This is a genomic window from Pelagerythrobacter sp. Soil_C_18, from assembly GCF_057657235.1.
In genome coordinates, this window is sequence record NZ_JBDGIU010000003.1 from 120,467 (window position 1) to 137,971 (window position 17,505).

The 17,505-nt window shown below is 67.3% G+C and carries 16 protein-coding genes and 1 tRNA gene; 13 read left to right on the forward strand and 4 right to left on the reverse strand.

The window, feature by feature from the left end:
* The first annotated feature begins 53 nt into the window (after nt 1-53).
* Nucleotides 54-1,286: an RsmB/NOP family class I SAM-dependent RNA methyltransferase gene (locus tag AC3A5N_RS08660; RefSeq protein WP_487736919.1), complete on the forward strand. Its 1,233-nt coding sequence runs from the start codon at nt 54-56 to the stop codon at nt 1,284-1,286.
* 30 nt (nt 1,287-1,316) lie between these two features.
* On the opposite strand, the gene catB is transcribed toward AC3A5N_RS08660, so the two are convergent.
* Nucleotides 1,317-1,949: a type B chloramphenicol O-acetyltransferase gene (gene catB, locus AC3A5N_RS08665; RefSeq protein WP_487736920.1), complete on the reverse strand. Its 633-nt coding sequence runs from the start codon at nt 1,947-1,949 to the stop codon at nt 1,317-1,319.
* Between the two features lie 206 nt (nt 1,950-2,155).
* Nucleotides 2,156-2,692, reverse strand: a complete 537-nt coding sequence (msrA, locus tag AC3A5N_RS08670; protein WP_487736921.1) for a peptide-methionine (S)-S-oxide reductase MsrA — start codon at nt 2,690-2,692, stop codon at nt 2,156-2,158.
* A gap of 101 nt (nt 2,693-2,793) precedes the next feature.
* On the opposite strand from msrA, the gene AC3A5N_RS08675 reads away from it, so the two are divergent.
* The 4 genes from AC3A5N_RS08675 to AC3A5N_RS08690 all read left to right on the forward strand — a co-directional run bounded on the left by AC3A5N_RS08675 (nt 2,794) and on the right by AC3A5N_RS08690 (nt 5,127).
* Complete coding sequence (locus tag AC3A5N_RS08675; protein WP_487736922.1) at nt 2,794-3,627, forward strand: class I SAM-dependent methyltransferase; 834 nt, start codon at nt 2,794-2,796, stop codon at nt 3,625-3,627.
* A 52-nt stretch (nt 3,628-3,679) separates the two neighbouring features.
* Nucleotides 3,680-4,531 carry an N-carbamoylputrescine amidase gene (aguB, locus tag AC3A5N_RS08680; RefSeq protein WP_487736923.1) on the forward strand — a complete coding sequence of 284 codons (852 nt, stop codon included), beginning with the start codon at nt 3,680-3,682 and terminating at the stop codon, nt 4,529-4,531.
* Between the two features lie 17 nt (nt 4,532-4,548).
* On the forward strand, nt 4,549-5,025 hold the full coding sequence (gene folK, locus AC3A5N_RS08685; protein WP_487736924.1) for a 2-amino-4-hydroxy-6-hydroxymethyldihydropteridine diphosphokinase: 477 nt from the start codon (nt 4,549-4,551) through the stop codon (nt 5,023-5,025).
* 26 nt (nt 5,026-5,051) lie between these two features.
* Nucleotides 5,052-5,127, forward strand: a tRNA-Lys gene (locus tag AC3A5N_RS08690).
* A 22-nt stretch (nt 5,128-5,149) separates the two neighbouring features.
* Here AC3A5N_RS08690 and AC3A5N_RS08695 read toward each other — a convergent pair.
* Entirely contained in the window at nt 5,150-5,773 is a 624-nt protein-coding gene (locus AC3A5N_RS08695; RefSeq protein ID WP_487736925.1) for a helix-turn-helix domain-containing protein, read from the reverse strand.
* Between the two features lie 143 nt (nt 5,774-5,916).
* On the opposite strand from AC3A5N_RS08695, the gene AC3A5N_RS08700 reads away from it, so the two are divergent.
* The 8 genes from AC3A5N_RS08700 (at nt 5,917) to AC3A5N_RS08735 (ending at nt 17,251) form a co-directional block, all read left to right on the forward strand.
* Nucleotides 5,917-7,896 carry a serine hydrolase domain-containing protein gene (locus AC3A5N_RS08700; RefSeq protein ID WP_487736926.1) on the forward strand — a complete coding sequence of 660 codons (1,980 nt, stop codon included), beginning with the start codon at nt 5,917-5,919 and terminating at the stop codon, nt 7,894-7,896.
* Nucleotides 7,896-8,903 (forward strand): dipeptide epimerase, encoded by a 1,008-nt coding sequence (locus AC3A5N_RS08705; protein ID WP_487736927.1) that lies wholly within the window; start codon nt 7,896-7,898, stop codon nt 8,901-8,903. The genes AC3A5N_RS08700 and AC3A5N_RS08705 overlap by 1 nt, the downstream gene beginning before the upstream one ends.
* 84 nt (nt 8,904-8,987) lie before the next feature.
* Complete coding sequence (locus AC3A5N_RS08710; RefSeq protein WP_487736928.1) at nt 8,988-10,130, forward strand: dipeptidase; 1,143 nt, start codon at nt 8,988-8,990, stop codon at nt 10,128-10,130.
* A 4-nt stretch (nt 10,131-10,134) separates the two neighbouring features.
* Entirely contained in the window at nt 10,135-12,294 is a 2,160-nt protein-coding gene (locus tag AC3A5N_RS08715) for a TonB-dependent receptor (RefSeq protein WP_487736929.1), read from the forward strand.
* 19 nt (nt 12,295-12,313) lie between these two features.
* Nucleotides 12,314-13,354 carry an N-acetyltransferase DgcN family protein gene (locus AC3A5N_RS08720; protein ID WP_487736930.1) on the forward strand — a complete coding sequence of 347 codons (1,041 nt, stop codon included), beginning with the start codon at nt 12,314-12,316 and terminating at the stop codon, nt 13,352-13,354.
* Nucleotides 13,351-14,490, forward strand: coding sequence for a YkvI family membrane protein (locus AC3A5N_RS08725; RefSeq protein WP_487736931.1), 1,140 nt, complete (start codon nt 13,351-13,353; stop codon nt 14,488-14,490). The genes AC3A5N_RS08720 and AC3A5N_RS08725 overlap by 4 nt, the downstream gene beginning before the upstream one ends.
* On the forward strand, nt 14,487-16,064 hold the full coding sequence (locus tag AC3A5N_RS08730; protein WP_487736932.1) for a serine hydrolase: 1,578 nt from the start codon (nt 14,487-14,489) through the stop codon (nt 16,062-16,064). Before AC3A5N_RS08725 ends, AC3A5N_RS08730 begins: the two co-directional genes overlap by 4 nt.
* Complete coding sequence (locus AC3A5N_RS08735; RefSeq protein ID WP_487736933.1) at nt 16,061-17,251, forward strand: dipeptidase; 1,191 nt, start codon at nt 16,061-16,063, stop codon at nt 17,249-17,251. Before AC3A5N_RS08730 ends, AC3A5N_RS08735 begins: the two co-directional genes overlap by 4 nt.
* On the opposite strand, the gene AC3A5N_RS08740 is transcribed toward AC3A5N_RS08735, so the two are convergent.
* Nucleotides 17,248-17,493, reverse strand: coding sequence for a hypothetical protein (locus AC3A5N_RS08740; RefSeq protein WP_487736934.1), 246 nt, complete (start codon nt 17,491-17,493; stop codon nt 17,248-17,250). The two genes, AC3A5N_RS08735 and AC3A5N_RS08740, sit on opposite strands and share 4 nt — an antisense overlap.
* Between the last annotated feature and the right edge of the window lie 12 nt (nt 17,494-17,505).

Here is a 17,505-nt window from a genome sequence, read left to right on the forward strand (position 1 = left end):
ACTGCAAGATGCGCGCACTGGCGGGCCGGCGCAAGGGCGTCTAGGGCACAGCGATGGCTGAAATCCCCGGACTGCCCGCGCGCCGCGCCGCGCTGCATATGATCGACGCGGTTCTGCGTCGGGGCGAGACGCTCGAGCAGGCGGAAGGCGCCGCCCTGCGCGGGGTGCGCGCCGCGCCCGATCGCGCGCTCGCGGTCGCCATCGCAAGCGAGGCGCTGCGCTGGCTGGTCGATTTCGACGCGCTGATCGACGGTGCGACCCAGAGGCGCCTGCCGGACGACGCCAAGCCGCGCGCCGTGCTGCGGCTGATGCTGGCGCAGTGGCTCCGCCTCGGCACGCCGCCGCACGCGGTGATCGCGACTGCTCTGCCGCTTCTCGGCGGTGGCCCGCGGCGACTGGCGCACGGCGTGTTCTCCACGCTGGCCAAGCAGAACGCGGCCCTGCCGGAGGTGCCGACGCTGCCCGAAGCCGCTCGCATGCGGTGGGGAGAGGCAGCGGCGCGGATCGCCGCAGGCCTCGCCGATCCGCCGCCGCTCGATCTCGCGCTGCACGATCCGGGTGAAGCGACCAATCTCGCCGTCCAGCTCGGCGGCGAGTCGCTCGCGCCCGGCCACGTCCGGCTGCCGCGCGGCACACCCGTCGAACAACTGCCCGGCTTCGCGGGCGGCGGCTGGTGGGTGCAGGACCTCGCGGCCTCGCTGCCGGCGCGCCTGCTGGGCGAGGGGGAGGGGCGGCACGTGCTCGACCTCTGCGCCGCGCCGGGCGGCAAGACGCTGCAACTCGCCGCCGCAGGGTGGCAGGTAACCGCGCTCGACGTGTCGAAGCGGCGGCTCGATCTGCTGAAGGACAACCTGAAGCGCACCGGGCTGAAGGCAGGTGTCGTCCGCGCCGATGCTCTGACTTGGGAACCGAAGCACCGTTTCGATGCGATCCTGCTCGACGCGCCCTGTACCGCCACCGGCACCGCGCGGCGCCACCCCGACGTGCTCCACCGCATCGGCCCGCGCCAGATAGCCGAAATGGCGGAACTCCAGACCGCGCTGCTTGCCCGGGCCGCAGAATGGCTCAAGCCCGGCGGTGTGCTGGTCTACGCCACCTGTTCGCTCGAACGCGAGGAGGGTGAGGAGCAGCTCGGCAAAGTGGGTCTCGAGCCGCTGCCCATCCGGGCCGAGGAGCTGCCTGCCGACATCTCGCCGGCGCCGGAGGGCTGGGTCCGTACCGACCCCGGCATGCTGGCCGAAGCGGGCGGCCTCGACGGATTCTTCATCGCACGTTTCCGCGCCTGATCCGAAGCTGAAGCCGCCCGCCCCGTTCGATCACCCGCCCCGGGTCTCGTTCCAATAGCGGTAGAGCCCCTCGACATCGCCGCTGGTGAGCAGCGGCATGGCGCCGTGCAGCCGGTCCTCCGGCCAATCCCACCACTGCATCTCGAGCAGCATCGCGATCTGCCTCTCCTCGAACCGCTTGCGGATGGGTCTGGCGGGATTGCCGCCGACGATCGTGTAGGGCTCGACATCGCGGGCGACGAGCGCGCGCGTGCCGATGACGGCGCCATGGCCGATCGTCACGCCCGGCATGACGATCGCTTCGGAGCCGATCCAGACGTCGTCGCCGATCACGGTATCGCCGGCGGGCAGAAAGCCGTTCTGCGCGCCTTCGAACGCCGGCACTTCGGGCATCCAGAAGAACGGGAAGGTGCTGATCCAGTCGTTCCGGTGGCCCTGGTTGCCCGCCATGATGAAGGCGGCGCCCGTGCCGATCGAGCAGAAGCTGCCGACGATCAGCTTGTCCGCATCGTCATCGGGCAGGATGAAGCGCGCGCAATCGTCGAAGCTGTGGCCGTGGTAATAGCCGGAATAGTAGCTGTACCGCCCGACGCGGATGTTCGGCTGCGTCACCTGCTTGTCGAGCGTGATGCCCCGGAAGGGGCTTTCGAAGAAATTGGTCATGAAAGTACCTGCTGCATCGCCGGCGCGAACGCCGGACTTCTCGAGATAATACGAGGGTGTGCCGGGAGCCGCAGGGCTCCCCGCTGTCGTTCCTGGCGTCAGCGACGCGGGAACGCGATGCAGATAGTACAGTCTGCCGCCTTCATGCCGGGCGCTATGCCGCGCCGCGGCGCGGCGGGCAAGTCCGGCGGTTCAGGGTCAGGGCATTAGGCTTTCACCTTGTCCTGAAAGCTCTTCCGCAGCTTCATCAGCTTGGGCGGGATGGTCGCGAGGCAGTAGGGGTTCCGCTGACCTTCGCCTTCCCAGTACTCCTGGTGGTAGTCCTCGGCCGGATACCATTCGGAAGGGTCCTCGATCGTCGTGACCGCTTCGCCGTCGTGCTCCGCGTTCCAGCGTGCGATCGCGGCCTCCGCCTCTTCGCGTTGGGCATCGTCGAGCGGGAAGATCGCGCTGCGGTACTGGGTGCCGACGTCGTTGCCCTGGCGGTTCAATTGCGTCGGATCGTGCGTGCCGAGGAACACGTCGTAGATTTCGGGCAGGGTGATGACGTCCGGGTCGTAAGTCACCCGGATTGCTTCGGCGTGACCGGTGTCGCCGCTGCAGACCTGCTTGTAGGTGGGGTTCGCTACCGTGCCGCCGATATAGCCGCTCTCGACCTCGCTGACGCCGATCACGTCGCGGAACACCGCCTCGGTGCACCAGAAGCACCCGCCGGCAACGATCGCCTGCTCGCTGTTCGCCATTGACCTTCTCCTTCGCGGGTGGAGATAGGCAGCGCATGCGCACTTGTCATCGCTCCGTCCGGACCTAAGACTGCGCCCCGTCCATTCGGGGAGAGAATCCGATGCGTTTCCTGCTTGCCGCTGCCGCGCCGATTGCGGCATTTGCCATGTCCGCACCCGCGTTCGCGCAGGATGCCGCCGAGAATGCCGCCGGGGAGCCCGCGCTCGCGGCCGCCATCGCCAATCCGAATCGCGACGCGGACCGCGCGCGCGACGAGTTCCGCCATCCGGCCGAGACGATCGCCTTCTTCCGCATCGCACCCGACATGAAGGTCGGCGAATATGCGCCCGGCGGCGGGTGGTACTCGCGTGTGCTCGGCAACTATCTGGGGGACGAAGGCAAGCTCGTCGGGCTCTACTTCACGCCCGACTCGGGTCCGTTCGACGAGCAGAGGCAGGCCGGCATTCGCGAGGGCGCTGCGGCATTTTCCGGTAAGGCTGCGGAGTGGACCGGCAAGCCCGCCGCGAACTTCGCGGGGCTCACGCTCGAGGACGTGACCGATGCGCAGAAGGGCACGTTCGACCGGGTGCTCGTGATCCGCATGCTGCACAACATGATGCGCTGGGGCATCGCGGACAGCGAACTGACCGTCATGCGCGATCTGCTCAAGCCGGGCGGCATGCTGGGCATCGTCCAGCACCGCGCCAAAGCCGATGCGCCGGACGACTATGCCGACGGCAGCAAGGGCTATCTGCGGCAGGAGGACGTGGTCCGCTTCGTCGAGGCGCTCGGTTTCGAGCTGGTCGCCGCGAGCGAGATCAACGCCAATCCGAACGACACCGCCGATCACCCAGAAGGCGTGTGGGAAATGCCGCCCACGCTCGCCACCAAGCGGGAGGACCTCAAGGCTCTGGGCGAAAGCGACCGGATGACGCTGCTCTTCCGCAAGCGCTGATTCGGCGCAGCCTGAATGGACTCTGCGGGCCCGCGCCGGTAATCGCGCGGGCATGAGCGAAATCACCGTTGCCGCCCTGCAGCTCGATCTCTCGTCGAACGACGAGCAGGAGAACATTGCCGCCGTGTCTGCGCTGGTCGAGGACGCCGCGCGGCAGGGCGCCCAGATCGTGCTGCCGCCCGAGCTCTTCTCCGGCCCCTACTTCTGCAAGGTCGAGGACGAGGGCCTGTTCGCCCTCGCGCGGCCGGTCGCCGAGCATCCCTCCGTCGCCGCGATGCAGGCGCTGGCGAAGAAGCTCGGCGTTGCGATCCCGACCAGCTTCTTCGAGCGCGACGGGCACCACTACTACAACACGCTCGCGATGATCGGCGCCGATGGCGAGATCATGGGCACCTACCGCAAGAGCCACATCCCCGACGGGCCGGGTTACGAGGAGAAGTACTACTTCCGCCCCGGGAACGACGGCTTCAAGGTGTGGGACCTCTTCGGCACGCGTATCGGCGTCGGCATCTGCTGGGACCAGTGGTATCCCGAAAGCGCGCGCGTCATGGCGCTGATGGGGGCCGAACTGCTGTTCTATCCCACCGCGATCGGGTCCGAGCCCTACGACGCCGATCTCGACACGAGCCGCATGTGGCGCCGCGCGATGCTCGGCCATGCAGTGTCGAACTGCATGCCCGTGATCGCCGCCAACCGCATCGGCACCGAAGACGGGCAGCGGTTCTACGGCAACAGCTTCGTGACCGACGAATGGGGCGACTTCCTCTGCGAGTATGGCGCCGAGCAGACCGGGGCTCTGGTGGCGAGGATCGATCTCGCGCGCGCCGCGAAGCACCGCGCGGGCATGGGCTTCTTCCGCGACCGCCGCCCGCATCTCTACCGCCGCATCTGTGAGGACATCTGACCGCGCATCGCTATCTGGTGGCGCTCGGCTCGAACGTCCGCCATCCGCGATACGGGCCGCCGCGCCGGGTGATCGCCGCTGCGCTCGCCGAGCTGGAAGCGGCAGGCGCCGGGATCGTCGAGCGCTCCGCCATTTTCGACACGGCGCCGCTCGGCCCCTCGAACCGGCGCTACGCCAATGCCGCGGCGGTGATCGAGACCGCGCTGCCGCCCGAGGAGATGCTCTTGGCCCTCCAGCGCATCGAGCATGGCTTCGGCCGCCGCCGCCGCGGCCGGCGCTGGCGCGCGCGGGTGCTCGACCTCGACCTGGTGCTGTGGAGCGGGGGCGCGCACCGGAGTGCGCGGCTGACGATCCCCCACCCTGAATTCCGCGGCCGTACTTTCGTCCTCACGCCGGCGGCAGCCATCGCGCCGCGCTGGCGCGATCCCGCGACGGGGCTGACGCCGCGCCATCTCCATGCCCGCTTGACCCGCCCGCGCCCCCTCCCTAGGTGAACCCCCCTCGGCGCCGAAGCGCACGTGGGCCCTTAGCTCAGTCGGTAGAGCAACTGACTTTTAATCAGTAGGTCGCTGGTTCGAACCCAGCAGGGCTCACCATTCCCGGCCCCGCGGTTGGCGGTCAGCCGTGCAGGTTCATCAGCGAGTCCATCAGGCCTTCGTCCGCGCTCGAGCAGACGCCGAGGACGAGCGCTTCCTCGCAGCCTTTCGCCACGACGTAGGCGTGGCCCATCGACGAATCGAGATAGATGCTTTCCCCGGTCTTGAGCAAGACGGGGTCGTAGAACTCCGAGTGCACCTCGATCTGGCCTTCGAGGACGTAGATGAATTCCTCGCCCTGGTGGCGGACGAGGTCGCCGAACTCGCTGGCGCTGTGCGCGCGGATGCGGGTGAGGATCGGGATCATGCGCTTCTGGCGCAGATCGGTGCAGAGGTAGTGATAGTCGTAGTTGTCGGTGGTGACGCGCACCGCCTGGTCCAGTGTGCCGATGCTGCGGCGGCCGGTCACGCGCGGCGCGCTCTCCTCCGCGCCTTCCGCGAACAAGTCGGACATGCGGATGTTGAGCCGCTGGCTGAGCTGCTGGAGCTTGTCGTAGCTCAGCGTCAGGCGGTCATGCTCGACTTTCGAGAGCGTCGACACCGGGATGCCGGACCGGGCGCTCATCTCCTTGAGCGTCCAGCCGTTTCGCGAGCGGATGCCGCGCAACACCGTTCCCAGCGTCGGCGGATTGGCAATGTCTGCCATCAAATCTTCCAACTCGGGTTTGACAATTTTCCAATCAGGATCATTATGTCCCCATCGGGCCAACGACTGTTGTTCCTTGGTAAGGGCTCGCCGAAGATGCTGCAAGGTGTCACGAACGGAGTTGTAGGGGAGGGGAAAGAGCGATGCGTTTTGTTCGCAAGCTGATGATCGGTCTGGCGGCGCTGCTGGCGCTGCCGCTGGTGGCGCAGGGGCCTGTGCCGCAGCAGCCAGCGGAGCAGCCGGAGAGTTCCGCGCCGCCGGCGTCCGCCGCGCAGGCAGAGCGGGCCGAGCTCGATGCGGCCGACGTCGAGGCCTGGCTCGACGGTTTCATGCCGTTCGCGCTCGATCGCGGGCAGATTGCCGGAGCAGTGGTCGTGGTCGTGCGCGGCGACGGTCCGGTGCTGCAGAAGGGCTACGGCTTCGCCGACGTCGCGACGCGCAAGCCGGTCGATCCCGAGACCACGCTTTTCCGGCCCGGTTCGGTGTCGAAGCTGTTCACCTGGACGGCGGTGATGCAGCAGGTCGAGGCAGGCAAGCTCGATCTCGACGAGGACGTGAACGCCTACCTCGATTTCGAGATTCCGGATTACGAAGGTGAGCCGATCACGCTGCGGCACATTCTGACGCACACGGCCGGTTTCGAGGAATCGATCCGCCATCTGATCAGCAGCGATCCGGACGCGGTCATGCCGCTCCAGGCCTATGCACGCGAGGCGCTGCCCGAGCGGGTCTTCGCGCCCGGCACCACGCCTGCCTATTCCAATTACGCAACCGCGCTCGCCGGATATATCGTCGAGCGGGTGAGCGGAGAGCCGTTCGACGACTACGTGGAGCGGCACATCTTCGCGCCGCTGGAAATGCGTTACGCGTCCTTCCGCCAGCCGCTTCCGGAAGCGCTGCAGCCGTTCATGTCGAGCGGCTATCCGACCGTGGCCCAGGAGGCGAAGCCGTTCGAGATCGTCATTCCCGCGCCGGCTGGGAGCCTTTCCGCGTCGGGGGCGGCGATGGGCAAGTTCATGATGGCGCACCTCAACGAAGGAGGGGCCTTGCTGCAGCCCGAGACAGCCCGGACGATGCACGACTATCGTGCGCCGGGCGTGGGGCCGCTCAACACGATGGCGCTCGGCTTCTACGAGCAGTGGGTCAACGGCCGCCGGGCGATCGGCCATGGCGGCGACACGGAGTGGTTCCATTCGTACCTGTGGCTGTTCCCCGAGGCCGACATCGGGCTCTTCGTCTCGGTCAACAGCGCGGGCAAGGACGGTGCGGCCCAGGCGCTGCGCAGCGCACTGTTTCACGAATTCGCCGACCGCTACCTGCCCGGCCCCGACCCGGCGGCACGGGTCGACCCGGAGACGGCGCGCGAGCATGCCGCAATGCTGGCGGGCTACTACGTGTCGAGCCGCGGTTCGTTCACCAACTTCATGGGGCTGCTCGGCCTGCTCAGCCAGATGCAGATCGTTGTGGGCGAGGATGGCAAGATCGCCATGCCGGCGCTCGATGGCCTCAGCGCAGCCGCGCGCGATTGGGTGGAGGTCGAGCCGTTCGTCTGGGTCGATACCGCCACCGGTGAGCGGCTGGCGGCCGAGGTAAAGGACGGCCGCGTCGTCCGCGTGAGCACGGATGCGGTCTCGCCCTTCATGGTTCTCGAGCCGGCGTCCGCGGGCACGAACGGCGCGTGGCTGGTGCCCGCACTGCTTCTGGCACTGGCGCTGGTGCTTCTCGCCGCGCTCGCCTGGCCGGTGCGCGCGCTCGTCCGCCGGCATTTTCAGGCGGCGTTCGTACTGGAGAATGATTCCCGCAAGGCCTGGCGCCTGTCGCGCATCTTCGCCTGGCTGGTGCTGCTCGCGGTCTTCGGCTGGGTCATGCTGGTGGTGACCTTCATGGGCGACATCGGCAGCCTCGGCGGCCCCCTCGACTGGCTCATCGTCCTGCTGCGCGTGCTGACGCCTGTGGCGACGATCGGCCTGCTTGCGGCGTCGGCCTGGCACCTGTGGCTCTGCTTCCGCGACAGGCGCCGGTGGACGATGAAGGTCGGCGGCGCCCTGCTGGTGCTGGCGGCGCTGGTGCTGGTCTGGGTGACCTTCGCCTTCAACCTCTACGGCTTCTCGATGGTCTATTGATGGCCACGCGAGACAGGCGGAAACTGGCGCTCGACCTTCGGGTCGAGCGCTTTCCCTATCACCAGCCGTTCCGCATCTCCGGTCACGTGTTCAGCGAGACCGCGCTGCTCGTTGCCGAAATCGCGGACGGGGAGCATCGCGGGCGGGGCGAGGGGGCGGGCGTCTATTACCTCGGCGACGACGCGGACCACATGCTCGCCGAGGCGGAACGGGTGCGGAGCGCGATCGAGGCGGGGGCGACGCGCGAGGACCTGCAAGAGCTGCTGCCGCCGGGCGGCGCGCGCAACGCGCTCGACTGCGCGTACTGGGAGTTGGAGGCGAAGCGTACCGGCAGGCCCGTTTGGGAACTGGCAGACCTCTCGGAGCCGCGCCCGTTGCGCTCGACGTTGACGCTCGGTGCCGACACGCCCGAGGCGATGGCGGCGGCGTCGCTCGCGATCGACCCGCACGCGCCGGTCAAGGTCAAGCTGACCGGCGACCTCGAGGACGACGCCGCCCGTGTCGCAGCGATCCGTGCCGCGCGCCCGCAGGCATGGATCGGCGTCGACGCCAACCAGGGCTATCGGCGGGAGACGCTTCCGCCTCTGCTCGAGGTGCTCGTCCAGCATCGGGTGACGATCCTCGAACAGCCCCTGCCGCGCGGACAGGAGGGGGATCTGGACGGACTGAAGCGTCCGCTGCCCTTCGCCGCCGACGAGAGTGCGCTGTCGCTCGCCGATACGCCGTCGTTGATCGGGCGCTTCGATATCGTGAACATCAAGCTCGACAAGTGCGGCGGGCTGACCGAGGGGCTCGCGATCGCACGCCAGGCGCGGCAGCTCGGGCTCGAGGTCATGGTCGGCAACATGATGGGCACGAGCCTGTCGATGGCGCCCTCCTACCTCGTGGGCCAGCTCTGCGACATCGTCGACCTCGATGGCCCGACTTTCCTCGCCCGCGATCGCACGCCGGGCGTGCGCTACCGTGACGGCATGATCCACTGCCCGCCGGACGTCTGGGGATATTAGTTAGGCAACGTGTCCTGGATGGGTTGACAATTTTCCGATCAGGACAAATACTCGACAAAATAGATAATCTTGAGGGAGGAAGGAATGGCGCGTTCATTCCCCGCGACGCGGCGCGCGGTCATGGCGGGCGCAGTCGGCGCAGCCGTGGCGGCGCCGATGATCGCCACAGGGGCGTTCGCCTTCTCCGGTGCGCCGGAGCGTACCTACTCGCGCCGAGCGGTCGATCTCGTTGCCGAAACGCTCGTCATCGACATGCTTGCGCCGCTCAAGATTACGATGAACCCCGCCTATGTCGCTCACCGGCTGACCGATGCCGAAGCGGCGGAATTCCGTGCCAGCGGCATCACCGGGTTTCATGCCGCCTACGGTATCGGCGGGCCCGATGCACAGGCGCAAGCGCTCGAATATCTTGCCGGGTGGCAGGGTTTTGTGGGCCGCAACAGCCACGTCTTCACCCTCGCCGGCCGGGTCGAGGATCTCGACCGCGCCAAGGTCGAGGGCAAGTGTGCGGTCATCATGGGTATCCAGAATGCCGAACAGTTCGAGACGGTGGAGGACGTCGCGCGATTCCGCAGCCTCGGCCTTCGGTGTGCGCAGCTCACCTACAACAGCCAGAACCTGATCGGCTCGGGCAGCACCGAGCGGGTCGACGGCGGCGTCAGCGATTTCGGGGCGGCGATCATCGCTGCCATGGAAGAGGCGAACATGCTGGTCGACGTGTCGCACTGCGGCGACCGGACCACGCTCGACGCGATCGCCATCGCCAAGGGGCCGATTGCGATCACGCACAGCAACGCGCGCGCGCTGGTCGACCACCCGCGGGTCAAGACCGACGAGGCGATCAGGGCGCTCGCGGCCAAGGGCGGGGCGATAGGTATTACCGGCGTGCGAATGTTCATTCGCGCGACCGACCCGACGAGCGTGAGCCACATGGTCGATCACATCGATCACGTCGCGAACCTGGTCGGTATCGAGCATGTGGGCATCGGCTCCGACGCCGACCTCCACGGCTACGACGACATGGTGCCGGAAGAGTACGCGGCGCTGAAGGCGAGCTACAAGGGAAGCTACGGCTTCCGCGACAAGATCGACATCGACGGCTTCGATCACCCTCGCAAGATCTTCGATCTGACCGAGGAACTGATCCGCCGCGGGTATTCCAACGACAACATCCGGGCAGTGCTCGGCGGCAATTTCCGCCGGCTGCTCGCGCAAGTGTGGGGGTGAGACGATGAAGCAAAATCTCTGGATCGCAGGAAGTGTGCTGGCCGTCGCGGCGGCGATGCCGGCGCAGGCGCAGGAGGATACGGCGACAACCGTGACGGACGGCGAAATCGTCGTCACCGCGCAGAAGCGGACCCAGAACATCCAGGACGTCCCGATCTCGATCAGCGTCGTGGGTGGGGAGCAGATGCAGGAGAGCGGCGGTTCGCAGCTCGCGGATTACGCGGCCTATGTGCCGGGTCTGCAGGTCGACAATGCCGGATCGCCCGGGCGGTCGACCCTGTCGCTGCGCGGCGTGGCTCCGATGGGCCCGAGTGCGACTGTCGGGATCTATCTCGACGATGCGCCGATCGGATCCAGCGGCATCTACAACCGGGGCCAGACTTTCACGCTCGATCTGCTGCCGTACGACATAGAACGGCTGGAGGTGCTCCGGGGACCGCAGGGCACCCTTTACGGGGCCAGCTCGATCGGCGGGCTGTTCAAATATGTGACCGTCCAGCCGGATCTCGCCGAGCTGACGGCACGCGCCGGAGGAGAGGTCTTCTCGATCGCGCATGGAGACGGGACCGGCTGGGCGGCCAGCGCCATGCTGAACGTCCCCCTCGTGCGCGACGAACTCGCAATCAGCGGCAGCTATTCGCGGCGGGAAACGCCCGGGTTCATCGACAACATCCTCACCGGTGAGAAAGATGTGAACGATGCGGTGCAGGAGGGCGGCCGCGCGGCCTTGCTGTGGCAGCCGGATTCGGCGCTGACCGTTCGACTGAGCGGTCTCTGGCAGTCCGTCGAGTCGGACAACGTGGGCGTTCTTTACGAAGGCATGGGCAACGTTCCGTTGGCTCCCGGTGCGTCGTTCCTCAGCACCAATGCGCAGCTGCCCGAGCCGTTCACCAGTGATTTCCAGTTCTATTCGGGCACGATCGCGTACGACCTCGGCTTCGCGGAGCTGAGTTCGACCACCTCCTACAGCGAGCTCGAGATACTCGAGACCAGCGACGCGTCGCGCATCTACGGGGTGATCTGGGGCGGCCTGGCCAACTATCCGGCGACGCTGCATCAGAAGAAGTGGACCGAGGAAATCCGCCTCACTTCGGCGCCCAGCGATCGGTTCGAATGGATGCTCGGCTTCTTCTACACTGACGAAGACAACAGCCACGATCAGATCGTCCGCGCGCTGGATACCGACGGGGAGCTGGTCCCCGCGTTCGATCCCTTTGCCGTGGTGGCGCTGCCCAACACCTATCAGGAGTACGCGGTTTTCGGCAACGTGACCTGGAAGCTCAGCGATCTGTTCCATGTCACCGGCGGTCTGCGCTGGGCCCGGAACGAGCAGACATTCTCCCAGGTGACCCGCATTCCGTTGCTCGGCCTCGATGCGAGCGGCACCGGCACCTCGGAAGAGGACAACGTAACTTACAGCATCAGTCCCCAGATCAATCTCGGTCCTGACACGATGATCTATGCACGCGTCGCGAGCGGCTACCGCCCCGGGGGGCCAAACGTCGCCCTCCCGGGCTTCCCGGCGACGGTCGATTCCGAAACCGTGACGAGCTACGAGGCGGGCATAAAGGCACAGTTCCTCGATCGCGCGGTTTCGCTCGATGCGGCGGCCTTCCTGCTCGACTGGAACGACCTGCAGATCTCCGCCGCTTTTGCGGAGGGCATCAACGGCCTGGTCAATGCCGGTACGGCGCGCAGCAAGGGCGTCGAAGCGGCGTTGCTGATTCATCCGACGGCAGGGCTGAACGTGGGCGCCAACTTCGCCTACACCGATGCGACCTGCACCGAGACGACCACCAACTGCGTGGATGGCGATCAGTTGCCCAACGTGCCGAAAATCTCAGCCGCGATGACGGCCGATTACAGCTTCCCGCTGGGCAGCTCGGCCGAAGCCCGGTTCGGCGGCGCCATCCGCATGGTCGGCGACCGTGTCTCGGCCGTCGAAAGCTCGCCGCTTTCGGTACCGGTGGAGGGCTATGCCACGCTCGACCTCAATGGATCGGTCACTTTCAACGACCGGTGGACGCTGCGGGTCTACGCGCGCAACCTGACGGATGCGGAGGGCCGGATCACGAGCAACGTCGCGACCACCAATCCGGGGTTCCTGTCCACGATTCCACTGCAACCCCGCACGATCGGCCTCGCGGTCGACATGGCCTTTTGAGCGGGGAGGGGTGGACGAGATGAACGCTCCAATCGGCAGGCCGGCCGACGCCATGGTGCTGCCGCAGCCCTATCTGCTGTTCCTTGGCGATACGACCGAGCCGAGCTTTGCCAAGACGGCGTTCGGGCTGGCCGACTGGGCGGCCGACCGCTGCGTCGGCGAGTTCGGGGTGGACGGCTGCGCAGTCTCGACGGGGCTGCCGCGCATGACGCCGGATGAGGCGCGCGGGGCCGGTGCACGCTCGCTGGTGATCGGCGTCGCCAACCAGGGCGGCGTGATCAGCGGACGGTGGGTCGCGGCGCTGGTGGAGGCGATGGAGGCCGGGCTCGATATCGTCAGCGGCCTCCACGTCCGGCTCGACAGCATTCCCGCACTGGCCGACGCGGCGCGGCGCACGGGTAGGCGGCTGATCGACGTGCGCAGTCCGCCGCCGGGTATTCCGGTCGGCAACGGGCGCAACCGCAGCGGCAAGCGGCTGCTGACCGTGGGCACCGACTGTGCGCTGGGCAAGAAGTACACCGCGCTCGCGCTCCATCGCGCCTTCGTGGAGCGCGGCATCGACGCGGATTTCCGCGCCACTGGCCAGACGGGCATCATGATCGCGGGCGGCGGCATTCCGATGGATGCCGTCGTGTCCGATTTCGAGGCCGGCGCGGCCGAGATCCTGAGCCCGGACGCGCCCGCCGATCACTGGGATGTGATCGAAGGGCAGGGCTCGATCTTCAATCCGGCCTACGCCGCGGTGTCGCTGGGCCTGCTGCACGGCAGCCAGCCCGACGTCTTCGTCGTCTGCCACGATCCCGCGCGCAAGGTGATCCTGGGGCTCGAAGACTTCGCTCTGCCCTCTGTCGAGGAGGTGGTCGACCTCACGATCCGCCTCGGCAGCCGCACCAATCCGGCGATCCGCTGCGGCGGCATCAGCCTCAATACCTCGAGCCTCGGCGCGCAGGAGGCGGAGGCGCTGATGGCGGCGGAGCGCGAGCGGCTCAACATCCCGGTCGCCGACCCGATTCGCGGAGGTAACGCCTTCGCCGAACTCGTCGACAGCTGCCTCGCATGAGCGCGGGCGAAGCGGCCGGCGGGGGGAACTGGTTCCAGCGCTTCCTGCTGCCCGGCTTCGCGCTCAAGGCGGTGATCATCGGCGGAGGCTACGCCACGGGGCGCGAGCTGGCCGAGTATTTCGTGCCGGCCGGGCCATGGGGCGGGCTGGCGGGAATGTTGCTGGCGACGCTGATCTGGAGCGTCGTCGCCGCCCTGACCTTCGCCTTCGCGCGGTCGATGAACGCCTACGATTATCGCAGCTTCTTCAAGGAACTGCTCGGTCCGGCCTGGGTGCTGTTCGAGATCGCCTATCTGATCTTCGTCGTCCTGATCCTGGCCGTGTTCGGCGCTGCGGCGGGGGCGATCGGCGCGGCGACCTTCGGCTGGCCCGAACTGGCCGGATCGATCCTGCTCGCCGCGGCGATCCTGATGACGACGGCCTTCGGCACGGCCGCGGTCGAGCGCTTGTTCAAATACGCCTCGATGCTGATCTACGCCGTCTATGCGCTGTTCATCGTCTTCGCGCTGACCAGCTTCGGCGACCTGATCGAGCGCAGCTTCGCCGCCGCGCCGGCTCCGTCGGGCGGCTGGATGGCGGGCGGCGTGACGTATGCGAGCTACAACATCGTCGGCGCGGTGGTGATCCTGCCGGTGCTGCGACACCTGACGAGCCGGCGCGATGCGCTGATCGCCGGCGCCGTGGCCGGGCCGCTGACGATGCTGCCGGCAATACTCTTCTTCGTCGCGATGATGGCGTTCTATCCCGCAATCGGCGACGAGACGCTGCCGTCGGACTTCCTCCTCAGGCAAATGGACGTCCCGGGTTTCCAGGTCCTGTTCCAGGTGATGATCTTCACCGCCTTGCTCGAAAGCGGAGTGGGCGCGCTTCATGCGGTCAACGAGCGCATTGCGGGCGCGTTCGAAGCACGCGGCCACCTTGCGCCCGGCCCGGCCGCGCGCGCGCTGATCGGCGCGGCAATTCTCGGCGGGTGCATGTTCGTCGCCGCCCGCATCGGGCTCATCGACCTGATCGCGAGCGGTTACCGCTTCCTCGCCTGGCTGTTCCTCGCCGTCTTCATCGCGCCGCTTCTCGGCATCGGCACCTATCGTCTCCTGCGCGGAGACCGCGAACCCCGACCGGAGGTATCGTCATGAACTTTGTACGCCTGCTGGCCGTTTCGTTTCTGCTCGCCGTTTCCGCGCCGGCATCGGCCGAGCCGCCGGCCGACATCGGCGAAAGCGTGGAGGCGCTGCGGCAGGAGATCGGCGCGGTCGGCGTGGCGATCGCGATCGTCGAGGACGGGGAGACGACGCTCGCGCGCGGTTGGGGCGTGCGCAAGCTGGACGAGCCGGCGCCGATCGATGCGGAAACGCTGTTCCAGACCGGCTCGACCGGCAAGGCGATGACCTCCGCCGCGCTCGCGATCCTCGTCGACGAGGGCAAGATCGAATGGGACGACCCGGTGATCGAGCATATGCCCTGGTTTCGCATGTACGATCCCTGGGTCACGCGCGAGATCACGATCCGCGACCTGCTCGTCCATCGCAGCGGTCTCGGCCTGGGGCAGGGCGACCTGCTGTTCGTACCCCGCAGCAGCCTCACTCGCCGCGAGACGGTCGAGCGGGTCGCTTTCCTCGAGCCCAAGACGAGCTTCCGCTCGGCCTACGCCTACGACAATATCCTCTACGCGGTCGCCGGGCAGTTGATCGAGGAGGTGACGGGCAAGACGTGGGAAGTGTTCATGCGCGACCGCGTGCTGCGCGCGGGCGGGATGGAGAACGCGACCAGCGACAGCGCCGAGCGTTTCCGCACGCCCAACCGCTCGTGGCCGCACGCGCGCCTCTCAGGCGCCTTGCGCGGTCTCGGGCCGCAGCAGGTGCTCGACGAGCGGGACGAACTCGGCCGCAGCGCCGCGCCCGCCGGTGGGCTTGCGCTGAGCGCGGAGGACATGGCGGCCTGGCTCAAGATCCAGCTCGCGCACGGTGCGCTGCCCGGCGGCGGGCGGCTGTTCAGCGCGGAGCAGGCGAAGGAGATGTGGGCGCCGGTGACGCCGATGCCGATCACCGAGCTGCCCGACAACCTCAAGCCCGCACAGCCTACGCAGCAGGCCTATGCGCTCGGCTGGCAGGTGCAGGACTATCGCGGCCACCGCATCATCCAGCACGGCGGCGGCGTATTCGGTTCGATCACCCGCGTGGTGATGATCCCCGACCGCAACGTCGGCTTTGCGATCATGATGAACGGCGAAGACAGCGGCATGATCCTCGGCCTGACCTACGATCTGCTCGACCACTACCTCGACCAGCCGGACTTTGACTGGACGACCAAGTGGCAGGACTGGTTCGAGGCGCGGCTACAGGGCGGCAAGGAATATCTCGAGCAGGCGAAAGCCTCGCCGGTCGACGTCGGCCCATCGCTTGATCTCCCACGTTATGCCGGGCGGTATCGCGACGCCTGGTACGGGGACGTGGTGATCGGTACGGCGTCCGAGGGGCTGACGATCGACTTCACCACTACGCCCAACATGGCCGGGCGCCTGAAGCATTGGCAATACGACAGCTTCGTCACCGAATTCGACGATCCGGCGATCGAGCCGGCCTACGTTACGTTCGCGCTCGATGCGGACGGCAAGGTGACCGGCGTGACCATGAAGCCGGTGAGCGTTATCGCCGACTTCAGTTGGGACTACCAGGATCTCGATCTGAAGCCCGTGGAGGAAGAAAAATGAAGAAGCCCGCCCTGCTGCTCGCCGCCACGGCGCTCGCGTCCTGCTCGGCCGCAGGCGAAGAGAAGACCGCGTTGCCTGCACCGGTGCACGCGGACATGCTGGTGCTCGACACCCACCTCGACACGCCGCTCCATTTCGAGCGCGAAGGGTGGAGCTTCGCAGACCGGCACGCGCTGGCGAGCGACCTCGTGCAGCTCGACATTCCGCGGATGAAGGACGGTGCGCTCGATGGCGGGTTCTTCGTCATCTATACCGAGCAGGGTCCGCTGACGCCCGAAGGCTATGCCGACGCGCTGGCCTTTGCGCGCGAGCGGTCGGACCTGATCGACGGCATTATCGCGAAGCACGGCGATGCTATCGCCCCCGCGCTCACGGCCGGGGACGCGCGGCGGCTGAATGCCGAGGGTAAGCTGATCGCGTTCAAGGCAATCGAGAACAGCTATCCGCTGGGCGAGGATCTCTCGCTGCTGCAGGAATTCTACGACGAGGGCGTCCGCATGGCCGGCCCGGTGCATTCGGCGACCAACCAGTTCGCCGATTCCGCAACCGGCGAAGCGCGCTGGAACGGCCTGAGTCCCCTCGGCAGGAAATGGGTGGCGGAGATGAACCGGCTCGGCATCGTCATCGACGCCAGCCACTCCTCGGACGCCGCGTTCGACCAGCTTCTCGAGCTGTCGAAGTACCCGATCATCCTTTCGCATTCGAGCCTGCGCTCGGCCTACGATCACCCGCGCAATCTCGACGAGGAGCGTCTGCGCAAGCTCGCGGCGAAAGGCGGCGCGATGTGCATCTCGACCATCTTCATGTCGGAGATGAACATGACGCCCGCGCGCGCCGAGCTGTTCGGGCAGTACGAGCAGATCGGGGGGATGACGCCGGACGAGCAGGCCGAACTCACCCGCAAGTGGCGCGAACTCGACAAGACCGAGCCCATGTGGGCCGCCGATTTCGAAGACTACATGGCGATGGTCCTGCGCGCGATCGAAGTCGGCGGGGTGGATCATATCTGCTTCGGCGCCGACTGGGACGGCGGCGGCGGCCTTGCGGGGATCGAGGATATTTCGGCGCTTCCCAAGGTGACCGAGCGGCTCGAGGCCGCGGGCTACTCCGACGCCGATATCGAGAAGATGTGGAGCGGCAACGTGCTGCGCATCCTTGCCGCGCAGGGCGAGGAACCTCGGCCCTAGGCGAAGACTTCCTCCACCGCCTGGAGCCTCACCGCGATAGCCACCACGGTTGCGCCCAGCTTCGCCGCGACGACCGCCGCCTGCCGGGGATCCAGCCCCGAAACCGTCACTTCGATCCGCACGGTATCGCCGTCGAAGCGCGCCGAGACGGTGTCGGGAATGATCCCGCGCTGCGCGAATGCGTCGGCCACGCGCGGCAGCGACTGCGGGTCGGCAATCGCGTCGATACGGAACTGGTGCATTGCAAAATGCGC